Raw genomic sequence first — 12610 nt, 5'->3', positions numbered from 1 at the left:
GTTTGCATGTGAAAAATGTGGGGGTGAAATGTATCCTGAGTATTATAAAGGGGTACATGGCATAGAGTACAAATTATCGGATATTCTCTAACCATGAAAAGGACCGGGCTATGCCCGGTTTTTCTTAAAAGAAAAGAAAGTATAAGAATTTCAACTTTGAAAATTGTCTAGCTCCAGCGCCCTAGCGCTTTTCTTATATAGAATAAAAAAGTGCAGACGATACCAAAACAATGCTAGTGTTAACGCTTACATACCAACATACGACATTTATATAATTAACTTGTAACCAAATGAGACAAATATTAAGGGGGAACAAAAATGAAGAAGTTTTTGAAAACGATTTCTCTAATGCTAGCTTTTATGTTAGTGGCAGGTGTGCTAGCCGCGTGTAACAGTGAAAGTAGCGGTGGTGGAAGCAGCAGTAGCAAAGTAAGTGTAGGAATCGTATTACCAACTAAAGACGAACCAAGATGGGTTCAAGACGAACAAAGATTCAAGGATGCTTTATCAGGCTCAGAATATACTACAGAGATTCTTTTTAGCCAAGGTTCATCTGCTAAGGAAAAAGAAAATGTAGAAACATTATTAAACAAAGGGATTGAAGTACTAATCATTAGCCCTCAAGATGGGGATGCAGCAGCGGCTGCTGTTGAAGCTGCGAAGAAGGACGGAGTTACGGTTATTGCTTACGACCGTTTAATTACAAACACAGATGCAGTAGATTACTATGTAACATTTGATAGTCTTGCTGTAGGTGCGGCACAAGGTCAATACTTAATTGATTCTGCAGAAGGTTCGAATGTTCCATTGTACTTATATGCTGGTGCGGCTTCAGATAATAACGCTTTCTTGTTCTTTGAAGGAGCTTGGAGTGTTCTTCAACCGAAGATTGCTGATGGAACATTTACCATCGCAAACTCAAGTGAAGCTGAGAAGTTAAAGGATAAAGAGGAATTAACTCGTGATGAAATGAGTAAAATTCTTGGCCAAGTAACAACAAACTGGGATCCAAATGAAGCGAAAAACAAGGCTCAAACACACCTAACAGCTGTTGGTGCAGATATGAAGGGTGATGTGGCTATTCTAGCGCCAAACGATGGTACAGCTCGTTCTATTGCAGACGTATTCTCTTCTGACGGAGAAGTTACTAGCTTTGTGGTAACAGGACAAGACGCTGAAAAAGCATCTATTCAATATGTCATCGATGGCAAACAATCGATGACGGTATTCAAGGATGTTCGTACCCTTGTTACGGATGCAATGGGAATGGCAGTTGATATTCTTGATGGAAAGACACCTGAAACGACAGGTAGCTACGATAATGGAGAAGTAGAAGTAAAAGCGAAACAAACAGATGTTATCGTTGTTGATGAGGAAAACGTGAAGAGTGAATTAATTGACTCAGGATACTACGAAGCTAGCGAATTTACTGGACTTTAAAAAATAAACAGTAGTTGTTGCGAAATAGTGGTAGAGTAGTCTATCACTATTTCGTAGTTGTAATAGTTGTCTTGAAAGAGGGGGCATACAAATGAGTAAGTATATTTTGGAGATGAAACAAATCTCCAAGCATTTTTCAGGAGTAAAGGCACTAAGCGATGTGAATTTCAAAGTGGAAAAAGGTGAGATTCATTGTCTAATAGGTGAAAATGGTGCAGGAAAGTCCACATTGATGAAGGTGCTAAGCGGGGTGTACCCTTATGGATCCTACGAAGGAGATATTTTGTATGAAGGAAATGTACAACAGTTTAATAAGATTAGTGATAGTGTAAAAACAGGAATCGTTATTATTTATCAGGAGCTGGCTTTATTTCCTGACCTAACTGTATATGAAAATATTTTTGTGGGTAATGAAGTGAAAAACGGTGGAATGGTGGACTGGAATAAAACCATTGCTGAATCAAAAAAAATGCTGAACAAGGTGAAGCTAGATGTCAATCCAGACACACTCATTAAAGATTTAGGAGTAGGGAAACGTCAACTAGTTGAAATTGCGAAAGCTCTAAGCAAGGACGTTAAGTTGCTTATTCTTGATGAACCAACCGCCGCACTAAATGAGGATGATAGTGAAAATCTGCTGGAGTTATTACGTGAACTTAAAAGCCAAGGAATCACGTGTATCATGATTTCCCACAAGCTAAAAGAAGTCATTTCTATTGCAGATAAAGCAACGGTTCTCCGTGATGGTCAGACGATTTGTACATTGGATGCTGCCAAAGGAGAAATCAATGAGAGCAATATCATAAAGAACATGGTGGGGCGTGCAATAGAAGATATTTACCCAAAAAGAGAAAAGCAAGCATTCGGTGGGAAAATTCTTGAATTGTATAATTGGTCTGCCTATGACCCTCAATTAGGTAGACAAGTCGTGAAAAATGTAGATCTACATGTAAAGAAAGGTGAAATTGTAGGGATCGCAGGACTAATGGGTTCTGGACGTACGGAACTTGCGCTGAGTATCTTTGGTAATGCAAAGTCCTATAAGGTTGAAGGAGATTTAGTCATAGCAGGAATCTCAAAAATGCTCAAGCATCCAAGCGATGCGATAAATGCAGGAATTGCGTATGTTACCGAGGACAGAAAGGGCGATGGTCTGTTTTTATATCAGGACATTAAAAGCAATATTTCGGCTGCAAATCTTAAGGGAATTTCCTCCAATGGCTTGATCAATGACAATGAAGAGATTAAGATTGCCGACCATTATAAGAAATCATTAACGATAAAGGCCTCTTCCTTAGAGCAAATAGTTGGGAACTTAAGTGGAGGAAATCAGCAGAAGGTATCATTAGGAAAATGGCTGTTTGTTGGGCCAAAGCTGTTAATTCTAGATGAGCCTACTCGAGGGATAGATGTGGGTGCGAAATTTGAAATTTATACAGTTATGAACGAGTTAATTAAACAAGGCATGAGTATCATTATGATTTCATCTGAACTTGGTGAAGTATTAGGAATGAGCGATCGGGTGTATGTAATGGCTCAAGGTGAAATAAAAGGTGAGTTGTCGATAGATGAAGCAAACCAAGAAAATATTATGCAGCTTGCTACGCAATAGGAGGTTAATACAATGAGTCTTTTTAAAGAAGCGAAAACATTAATCAGTGAGAATATTCGTGACTATGGTATGTATATTGCCCTTTTTGTCATCATTCTTACCTTTTCATTTATGACGGACGGATTATTTATGTCCTCCCGTAATATTAGTAATTTACTAGATTCTGCAGGGTATATCGCCGTTTTAGCTGTAGGTATGACACTCGTTATTGTCATTAGACATATCGATTTATCTGTTGGGTATGTAGCTGGTTTTCTTGGAGCAATCGCCGCTATCCTCCTTACACAAGCAGGGGTGTCTATTTACATTACGATACCTATCATTCTCATTTTAGGAATTGTTGTTGGTTTACTAAATGGCTTTTTAGTTGCCCAAATTGGAATACCTTCCTTTGTTGCTACATTGGCAGGCTGGCTAGTTTTTAGAGGAGCCTTGCTACAGGTAACAGAAAAGACAGGGACAATTATCATTCAAGACGATAGATTTAATGCAATTGGTAATGGTTATATTCCTTCCATTCTTCAAATCAACGGTCTTCATTTACTTTCCTTATTAGTCGGTTTAGTAGGAATTCTATTTTATATCTATGGTGAAATTTCTACACGCAGAAACAAAATTAAGTATGACTTTGAAGTGGTATCAAAGGGGATTTTTATTTTAAAATTGGTGTTCGTTTCAGCCATTATCGCCTACTTAACATGGATCTTAGCGGGTTATAATGGATTTTCATGGACAGTCATGATTATCCTGCTAGTAGTGATTGTGTATCACTTCTTAACCACAAAGACGGTGCTTGGAAGACATGTATTTGCAGTAGGTAGTAACCCAGAAGCAGCCCATCTTAGTGGGATCAATGTAAAGAAAATTACTTATATGGTATTTGGTTCGATGGGAATGTTAGCAGCTCTTTCAGGTATTCTATTTACCGCACGCTTACAATCTGCAACAACAACAGCAGGGACTTTATTTGAACTTGATGCTGTAGCAGCAGCATATGTTGGTGGAGTTTCTGCGGCTGGAGGAGTCGGAAAAGTAACGGGAGCCATTATTGGTGCAATTGTTATGGCTTCGTTATCTAATGGGATGAACCTACTAGGAGTTGGGATTTCTTATCAATATATCATCCGAGGTGGTGTATTAGCCTTAGCCGTAATTTTTGACGTAATGACTAGAAAAAAACGATAGATACGTAGAAGAGGGATTACAATAGGTAGTCCCTCTCTCTTTCTATTTCTGACAGAAAGTCTCCGCTTCTTCCCTCAATAAAAAAGCTGAAAATTCCAACTAAATATATTGAAGAATGGCAAGTAGATGATATGATGAGAGTAGTTTACTATAAGTGGAAGGGGGATCAGTCATTTGCGAAAAACTAGTATATTATTACTATCCCTTACTTTCATTATCCTTTGCTATTTTACTTTTGTATCAGCAAAAAAAGTTTTTCGCTCAGATTGGCAGTTATCTCAAGAAATCAATCATAATGTAGATCAGCACCGTTTGGTATTAATTACTCAAGATATGGAAACATCCTTCTGGGATCAGGTAGAGAGTGGCGCTCGAAAGCAAGCCTTGAAGGAAGGGGCAAGTCTAGAGGTTTGGGGTAGCTATGGAAACAATCAGGAGGACTTTTTAGAGAAGATCGAAATCGCACTTTATTCAAAAGTAGATGGGATCATTGTACAAGGTTTAGATAACGAAGATTTTAAAGATCTAACAAAAATAAAGGCATCGTTCTATGGTATTCCTATCATTACTGTCGCAAATGATGTTCCAATGTCAGAGAGCTTTAGAAGAACTTTTGTTGGTTCTGATCAGTATCAAGCGGGCCGAATGCTTGCAAATGAACTAACGAAAGAAATGGGTACTTCTGGAACCGTCGTGTTAATGTATGATAGTGAGCATGAATATTACCAGTCACAGAGATTAAGTGGAATACAAGATGTGTTAAATGTGTATCCAAATATTAAAACGGTTCTTGCTCAAACTTCGGAAACAAGAGAACAAGTTCTTACCACCACTCAAGATGTGATGAATCGTAATCCAGATGTGGATGCATTTATAGCAGTTAATGCGAATTTTTCTGCGGGCATGGTTCAGGAAATTGGAAAGCGTTCTCAAGTAGAGCCCTATTTCATTTATTCGTTTGACGATGGTCCCGAAACGTTAACTCTTCTAAAGGAAGAAAAGCTAGACGGAATCGTTAAGCAATCCCCAGAGATGATGGGGGAAATTAGCGTTCAATTGATTATGCAGTGGTTAAATGGTGAAACGGTACCTCTCAATATAGACGGGTATTTTACAGATATTCATTTCTTGAAAGCGGTAGACGTCCAATGAACAGTATTCAGAAGAAAATTCTTACATTAACAACAGTAGTTCTTGTGATTATGTCCGTGATTTGGGTAGCGCTTACATATTATAATCATAAAACACAAAATCAATATAATGAGATTCTTCAACGATATCTTAGTCTGAACGAGGTAACGAGTGCAAGCCAACAACTAATCACCGATCTCAATAACTATATGCTCAAGCCTACCTCTGAAAATCTAGATCTGCTCGAGCATAGCAAAGAAGAATTAATAGGAGCGAAACTAGATGTGGATACGTTAAGGAACCCAGAGAACCATTTCACTTTGTCCAATTATATTAACCTGATTGATAGTCTTCAAGAAACAACAGACAGGTTTCTACTCTATTATTCTGAAAAAGATACGGAGGCCTCCACGAAGGAATTTACGGAGGCGATGAATATTTCCAATTATATTTCTGAGATGACTCTGACCTTACTGGATAAAGAATTAAAGACCCATGACAAGTTTTATCGAAGCATCATCGAACGATCTGGAGAGGTAATCAAACTTGGCATGTGGTTGTTGTTGCTAATTACCTTTGTACTTATTTTCATTACGTATTGGTTTTCATTGGGTATTACGAGACCTGTGCTCAAGTTAACTCAAGCAGCCAACGAACTATCCAATGGAAAATTTGATGTTGAAATAAAAGTGGAGACAAATGATGAGATTGCCTTTCTTGCTCGAACCTTTGACCGAATGCGTAACAATATTAATAACCTAATCTCGGAAATTAAAAATAAGGCACAGCTAGAACGGGAACTTCAAGAGAATAAGATTTTATTACAAGAAAGTCAATTTCGAAGTCTTCAGAGCCAGATCAATCCGCACTTTTTATTTAATACTCTCAATACACTATCAAAGAAGGCGTATTTAGAGGGATCTGAAGAAACTAGTGATCTCCTAGTCAGTGTGGCAGGATTGCTTCGATATAATTTAAAACAAATTGATCGATCGGTGACTTTGTATGAAGAGGTTGCTGTATTAAAACAATATATGGATATTCAAAAAGCAAGGTTTACTGAGCGTCTGAAATTAATCTTGGAAGTTGATGAAGACTGCCTATTTGTGCGTATTCCAGCTCTTACTCTTCAACCGATTATTGAAAATGCAGTGATTCATGCCATTGAACCTCGAGAAGAAGGTGGTACGATCTGGTTCCGAGTAAAAGATGGAGAAGACATGATTACCATTGAAATTGAAGACGATGGAAAAGGAATGGACCAAGAGAAAATTCAGCAAATTCTAGAAGAGAACACGATGGAAACGGAAGGCCATTCTACAGGAATTGGATTCAGCAATGTTGTAAAACGACTGCGTTTATTTTACGGGTATGATCATGTGATTGATATCTTTAGTGATAAGGGAAATGGGACGAAGGTGGCATTATATATTCGGAAAGAAGGGGTGAAAAAAGGATGATCAAGCTCCTAATCGTTGATGACGAACAAATAGAAAGGGAAGGCATGCAAGCCATTTTAGAAAAAACCTACCCTGAACATATAATCCAACAAGCGAAAAATGGGAAAAGGGCTATTCAAATGGCTACAGAGTTTCAACCTGATGTGATATTTATGGATATCAAGATGCCTGGTATGAACGGACTTGAGGCAGTAGAACAGATCAGTGCGAATCATCCACATATCAAATTTATTATGGTGACAGCGTACGACACTTTTGATTATATGCGTCACGCCATTAAACTTGGAGTGAAGGATTATTTGCTCAAGCCGAGTAAAGCAAGTGATATTGTAGTAACGGTAGGCAAGGTTCTGAAACAGATTGAAGAAGAACGAAAAACTCTTGCACTAAGTCAGTATCAACAAAGTGCACTACAAAAAACACTTTCACTCGTTGAAACAGATGTGGTAACACAATTATTGTTTGATCACGTTCATGAAGTCCACGTAGATATGCTTGTAGAGATGCTTGATATTCGATCGACAAATGAAATGTTTGTTATGCTTGTTCTGATTCCCACAGGGTCAGAGCATGAATATTCCAAAGTAAAAGAAAAAGTTAGACAAACAAAGAGTGGATGGGTCGGAGCCCTCTACGGAAATCAGCTCCCCATTATTGTTTTCAGACAGCCAGATAAATCCTACCGTTCTCAAGCTACATCGCTTGCACGAGAGATCCTTTCCCTTTCTCATGCACAACACGGAACAGGATGGTTTATTGGTGTTGGTGAGGTATGTTATTCACTAGAGCATATCAGGCAATCGTATCAAGATGCACTTGTTGCAACAATGGATACAACGCTCCCAATGAAGTACCGTTTCTATAAGGATATATCCCTTTCAGGAGATTCAAGTCATGGACAGATTGCTCCGCACCAGAAAAAAGAATTCTTGGATCAAATACGCCTTGGAAACTGGAATTATATCCGGCTGAACGTGCTCAATATATTACAAGTATACGAGAATGATGAAACAGAATTGTTGCAAGCTCAACAACGGATGTTAGAAGTACTATGGATCGTATCTCGTGTTTTAAGTGAAGTGGGAGTAGAAACAGATAGTCCCTTATATCCTTCACAAGCTAGTGACTACCGTCAACTGAGATTAGAAACGATACAAATACTAGAGCGGATGCGACAGTCGTACGTCAATCATTACGAAAAATTAGAATCAGATACGATTCAACAGATCAAACAATACATTATTGATCATTCCCATGAGGATATATCATTAGATGCCCTAGCAAAGAAAGTAGGGCTCAGCCCCATATATATAAGTAAGATGTTTAAAGAAAAGCTTGGAATTAACTATATCGACTTTCTAACAGAGTGTAGGATTGAGAAAGCAAAGAAATTAATGTGTGATCCTGAGAAAAGTATAAAGGAAATTACCTTTGAAGTTGGTTATCATGACCCAAATTACTTCAGTAAGGTGTTTAAAAAAATGGTTGCGGTTTCACCAAATAAATACCGAAAGACGCTTCTTGGTATTTAGTTTAGTCGGAAAAGGAGAGGGAGCAAATGGATCGGGGATTTTCCAATGCTAGATTGATTATGTTCACACTCACGCTAATCTTTTTTACATCTGCTTGTGAGAATGCAGCTGAAACTAGAGCAACGACAGACCCTTCTGCAGTTGAAAAAAACCATTCTCCTGGTCAACCATCAGAGGAGGGAAAAATCAAAATTGGATTTTCTATGGATACATTAGAGGAAGAACGGTGGTTAAGAGATCGAGCCCTTTTTAAAGAAGCGGTTGAAAATTTAGGCGCTGAAGTAGAGATAATGGCTGCGAATGAAGATGATGCCAAACAAATTTTACAAGCAGAAACACTAATCAGCCAAGGAGTTGACCTATTGGTTGTTGTACCCAACAATGCAGAAGCAACAGCAGCTATTGTGAATAAAGCGCATCTAGCAGGAATAAAAGTCATTTCATATGACAGGCTAGTAAAAAATGCGGATATTGACATGTACATTTCCTTTGATAACGAGCAAGTGGGTGAGCTTCAAGCAAAGGCCATTACGGAGTTAGTACCAAAGGGGAGATATGTATTAATAGGAGGTGCTAGTACAGATTATAATGCTCATTTGTTGAAAAAAGGGGTGTTTAACGTACTACAGCCATACATAGACAGAGGGGACATTACAATCGTTTATGACCAATGGACTGATAATTGGACTCCAACAAATGCTTATAAGAACATGGAAGTAGCTTTAAAAGCTAATAATAATCACATTGACGCAGTCATAGCTGCTAATGACGCAACAGCAGGCGGTGCAATTGCAGCTCTCGAAGCCCATGGACTGGCAGGGAAAATACCTGTAAGTGGTCAAGATGCAGAGCTTGCAGCTGCCCAGCGCATTGTGGTTGGAACACAACACTTGACTATTTATAAGCCCTTGAACATGCTAGCAGAGAAGGCCGCTGAACTAGCGGTTAAGATGGCAAAAGGGGAAAGTATAGTTGCTGATAGAAAGATAAACAATGGGAAAATCGAAGTTCCTTCAGTTCTACTAGCGCCCATTGCGGTTGATAGGCATAATATAGATGAAACGATTATCAGAGATCACTTTCACTCGAGGGAAGATGTTTATATGGTAGATCAATAAAGGAAAGGGCCCTGTCACCTAAAACTACTCATTATTAAGGGGGATGAAAATGGAGCATATTGTAATTACTGCTGTATTAAAACCAAAAGAAGGCCTGCAGGGGCAACTATTATCAGAACTCAAAAAGGTACAAGTGGCATCAAGGGAAGAGGCAGGTTGTATAAAGTATGACTTGCACCAATCTGAAGACCAAACTTTCGTTTTATATGAAGTGTGGAAGGATGAGGATGCGCTGGAAAACCATATTCAGTCGGCTCATTATCAGGAATACAGGAACAATATTGCAGACTTTATATCAAATAGAGAAGTGTATAAGCTGAAAATAATGGAATAAGTTCAAAGATTTGAGTGGCGGAACCGTCGAAAAAACCTGTTATTTGCAGGTTTTTTAGTGGTCTTTTTAAGATGGGAGCTTTTCGCCGTATCTCCTTCGAAACAAATCATTTGATTTCGAAGGACCAGATGTCTAATATATAAATATCGGGAATTGCCGATTTGATATGATGTTTTCAGATCATCTATCCATCTTCCATTGGGATAGTGATAATCGATATAGAAAGAGGCAAATGACATTGAAGCAGGAATTGGAACGCTTAAATGATGAACAAGCCGTTGAAATTTTTAAGGCATTGTCGAACCAGACGAGGGTGAGCATTCTTCAAATGTTAAAAGATCCTCACAGTCATTTTTCACCGCAAGCCCATATTATTGCTGATGAAGGATTTGAAGGCGGGGTTTGCGTAGGGGATATCCGAAGCAAGGCGGGGATTTCGCAATCCACTACTTCACAGTATTTATCGATTCTGCTGCAAAGCGGACTTGTTGAAATAAAGCGAATCGGACAATGGACGTATTATCGCCGTAATGAGGAGACGATTAAAAAGTTCGAAAAATACATTGGTACAAAAATTTAAGGAGAATTGAAGTGAGTTTATTACAGCATCGAGCATATAACAGGTTGTACCAAAAGGATAAAATGACGCTTGGTTTCGCGATTCCGACGGCAAGGATGTCCAAATATCCGATTATGGAAAATCAGCTGTCGCTTGCCCGCAAAATTGAAGACCATGGTTTCGCGGCATTGTGGCTTCGGGACGTTACGATTCAGAATTTGAATATTGATGATAATGGTCAAATGTATGATTTATGGATTTATTTGACCTATCTTGCGGCGCATACCAAGGATATTGCACTCGGGACGGCTAGTGTGGTCCTCCCTCTGCGCCATTCTGTCAGAGTTGCAAAGGAAGCATCATCTATTGACCGGTTGTTTCCCGAACGGCTGATCATGGGAGTGGCTTCAGGAGACCGGGATAAAGATTTCACAGCTTTGGGAATTTCCAAGCTCGAAAGTGGAGGGCTGTTTAAAAAGAATTATACATTCCTTGAACGGCTGTTAAAGGAGGACAGTCCGACAATCAACAGCGATTTAGGCGTCATCGATGGAACGGATATGAGAATGATTCCCAAACCTTTTTCTTCGATTCCGACTATGGTGACAGGATTCAGCAATCAATCGATTGAATGGATCGCCCAGAATGGGGACGGCTGGATCCAGTACCCGAGGATTATCCCACAACAAACTCAATTGATTAATGAGTATCGCGAGTTGTCGGAAATTCACGCCCCAGGAGTGTTTAAGCCTTTTACTCAGACTTTATTTATCGATTTATCGGAAAATCCCGATTCGTTTCCTGTTCCGATTCCGTTAGGATTTCGTGTAGGGCGCAAACAGTTATTAGAAATTCTATATCAATTTCAATCCATTGGTGTCAATCACCTGGCATTTGTATTGTATTTTTCAAAGCGCCCTCCCGAGGAAGTCATCCAGGAGCTTGGAGAGTTTGTGTTGCCTTACTTTCCGACTCATGATGTTCCAGTATTAGATTAGTTTTTAAAAAAATTAGATAAGGGAAGAAGATGAACTTATGTCTAAACATGCAAATAAACTAAACGAAATTCCATTCTCGGTGCTTGATCTTTCACCGATAACAACCGGAAGTACTCCTGCTGACTCTTTCCTCCATACATTGGAACTCGCACAGCTTGCTGAAAAACTTGGTTACAACCGTTTTTGGCTCGCAGAACATCATAATATGCCGTTTATCGCCAGTTCCGCCACTTCTGTGGTGATGTCCCATGTGGCAGCCGGTACATCAAAAATCAGGATTGGTTCAGGAGGAATCATGCTGCCGAATCACGCACCGCTCGTCATCGCTGAGCAGTTTGGCACTCTTGAATCCTTATATCCTGGGCGAATTGACCTTGGTCTGGGGCGGGCACCCGGTACAGACCAGGGGACCGCTCGTGCATTGAGACGCGACTGGGGAAGTACCGGAGATGACTTTCCTGAGCAATTAGCGGAACTCCGAGGTTACTTTGATCCATCCTTGGCCCAAGGAAACCCTATAAAAGCGATTCCAGGTGAAGGGTTGAATATTCCAATCTGGCTGCTGGGTTCAAGCGGCTTCAGTGCGCAGCTGGCCGGGGAACTGGGTTTGCCATTCGCGTTTGCCTCCCATTTCTCGCCACTTAACACTCTGGGTGCACTACAGATCTATCGCAAGGCGTTTAAGCCTTCGAATGTTCTCGATAAGCCGTATGCCATGGTGGCCTTGAATATCATTGCAGCAGAAACAGATAAAGAGGCAAAACTCCTTTTCACAACCCTGCAGCAGCAATTTTTGAATCTGATGAGCGGCAACCTTACACAGCTTCAACCACCGGTAGATGACATATCCGAAGTGGCCAGCAGCTACCAATTAAAGGCTCTTGAGCAGCAATTAGGCACATCGATTGTTGGCAGCCAGCAGACGATAAAGGACAAGCTGCATACATTTTTGAAGGAGAGCCAGGCTGATGAAATCATGGCCATTGCCCAAGTTTACGACCACAAAGCTCGCCTTCGTTCATACGAGCTTCTGGCAGAAATTACAAAAAGCGAAAGGTAAAAAGGAGGACATCAGCATTTGACATCAAGAATTCTTCCAAAGGGCATCACCATCATTAAACACGTGGCAGAGCGATACTAAATGTTTTTATACCTTTATATATCTAGCAGTATCATATACTAAACACGGTAGATTACTTGTATTTATTGTGTTAAATGAGAATAATACCCACGATGCTTTT

11 protein-coding genes are annotated in these 12610 nt (G+C 39.7%); all 11 read left to right on the top strand.

Annotated features, from left to right (window positions below; genetic code table 11):
* The first annotated feature begins 318 nt into the window (after positions 1–318).
* The 11 genes from ACFFHF_RS14625 to ACFFHF_RS14575 all read left to right on the top strand — a co-directional run bounded on the left by ACFFHF_RS14625 (position 319) and on the right by ACFFHF_RS14575 (position 12429).
* Entirely contained in the window at positions 319–1440 is a 1122-nt protein-coding gene (locus ACFFHF_RS14625; protein WP_160547356.1) for a sugar ABC transporter substrate-binding protein, read from the top strand.
* A gap of 91 nt (positions 1441–1531) precedes the next feature.
* The gene (locus tag ACFFHF_RS14620; RefSeq protein ID WP_160547357.1) at positions 1532–3052 is read left to right on the top strand and encodes an ATP-binding cassette domain-containing protein; all 1521 of its coding nucleotides are present in this window, start codon (positions 1532–1534) and stop codon (positions 3050–3052) included.
* A gap of 12 nt (positions 3053–3064) precedes the next feature.
* Positions 3065–4237, top strand: a complete 1173-nt coding sequence (locus ACFFHF_RS14615) for a sugar ABC transporter permease (protein ID WP_340902576.1) — start codon at positions 3065–3067, stop codon at positions 4235–4237.
* 174 nt (positions 4238–4411) lie between these two features.
* Entirely contained in the window at positions 4412–5389 is a 978-nt protein-coding gene (locus ACFFHF_RS14610) for a sugar ABC transporter substrate-binding protein (protein ID WP_340902578.1), read from the top strand.
* Positions 5386–6828, top strand: coding sequence for a sensor histidine kinase (locus ACFFHF_RS14605; protein ID WP_340902579.1), 1443 nt, complete (start codon positions 5386–5388; stop codon positions 6826–6828). The genes ACFFHF_RS14610 and ACFFHF_RS14605 overlap by 4 nt, the downstream gene beginning before the upstream one ends.
* Positions 6825–8360: a response regulator gene (locus tag ACFFHF_RS14600; RefSeq protein ID WP_340902582.1), complete on the top strand. Its 1536-nt coding sequence runs from the start codon at positions 6825–6827 to the stop codon at positions 8358–8360. The genes ACFFHF_RS14605 and ACFFHF_RS14600 overlap by 4 nt, the downstream gene beginning before the upstream one ends.
* A gap of 26 nt (positions 8361–8386) precedes the next feature.
* Positions 8387–9478 (top strand): D-xylose ABC transporter substrate-binding protein, encoded by a 1092-nt coding sequence (gene xylF, locus ACFFHF_RS14595; protein ID WP_340902584.1) that lies wholly within the window; start codon positions 8387–8389, stop codon positions 9476–9478.
* A gap of 49 nt (positions 9479–9527) precedes the next feature.
* Positions 9528–9812: a putative quinol monooxygenase gene (locus tag ACFFHF_RS14590; RefSeq protein WP_340902586.1), complete on the top strand. Its 285-nt coding sequence runs from the start codon at positions 9528–9530 to the stop codon at positions 9810–9812.
* Positions 9813–10140: 328 nt separating this feature from the next.
* A complete protein-coding gene (locus tag ACFFHF_RS14585; protein WP_377058472.1) occupies positions 10141–10392 on the top strand; it encodes an ArsR/SmtB family transcription factor in 252 nt (83 codons plus the stop codon).
* An 11-nt stretch (positions 10393–10403) separates the two neighbouring features.
* Positions 10404–11369, top strand: coding sequence for a TIGR03571 family LLM class oxidoreductase (locus ACFFHF_RS14580; RefSeq protein ID WP_340902587.1), 966 nt, complete (start codon positions 10404–10406; stop codon positions 11367–11369).
* A 37-nt stretch (positions 11370–11406) separates the two neighbouring features.
* On the top strand, positions 11407–12429 hold the full coding sequence (locus ACFFHF_RS14575; RefSeq protein WP_340902588.1) for an LLM class flavin-dependent oxidoreductase: 1023 nt from the start codon (positions 11407–11409) through the stop codon (positions 12427–12429).
* Positions 12430–12610: the final 181 nt, after the last annotated feature.

Origin of the sequence: Robertmurraya beringensis (assembly GCF_042433785.1) — a bacterium.
Lineage (GTDB): Bacteria > Bacillota > Bacilli > Bacillales > Cytobacillaceae > Robertmurraya_A > Robertmurraya_A beringensis.
The sequence above is the reverse complement of the archived record's forward strand: the minus strand, read 5'-3'. Positions and strand labels throughout refer to the sequence as shown.

Excerpts from the sequence above, each read along its gene's own strand:
- ACFFHF_RS14625 (WP_160547356.1), top strand. The coding sequence starts at position 319 with ATGAAGAAGTTTTTGAAAACGATTTCTCTAATGCTAGCTTTTATGTTA.
- ACFFHF_RS14620 (WP_160547357.1), top strand. The coding sequence starts at position 1,532 with ATGAGTAAGTATATTTTGGAGATGAAACAAATCTCCAAGCATTTTTCA.
- ACFFHF_RS14615 (WP_340902576.1), top strand. The coding sequence starts at position 3,065 with ATGAGTCTTTTTAAAGAAGCGAAAACATTAATCAGTGAGAATATTCGT.
- ACFFHF_RS14605 (WP_340902579.1), top strand. The coding sequence starts at position 5,386 with ATGAACAGTATTCAGAAGAAAATTCTTACATTAACAACAGTAGTTCTT.
- ACFFHF_RS14600 (WP_340902582.1), top strand. The coding sequence starts at position 6,825 with ATGATCAAGCTCCTAATCGTTGATGACGAACAAATAGAAAGGGAAGGC.
- xylF (WP_340902584.1), top strand. The coding sequence starts at position 8,387 with ATGGATCGGGGATTTTCCAATGCTAGATTGATTATGTTCACACTCACG.
- ACFFHF_RS14590 (WP_340902586.1), top strand. The coding sequence starts at position 9,528 with ATGGAGCATATTGTAATTACTGCTGTATTAAAACCAAAAGAAGGCCTG.
- ACFFHF_RS14585 (WP_377058472.1), top strand. The coding sequence starts at position 10,141 with ATGTTAAAAGATCCTCACAGTCATTTTTCACCGCAAGCCCATATTATT.
- ACFFHF_RS14575 (WP_340902588.1), top strand. The coding sequence starts at position 11,407 with ATGTCTAAACATGCAAATAAACTAAACGAAATTCCATTCTCGGTGCTT.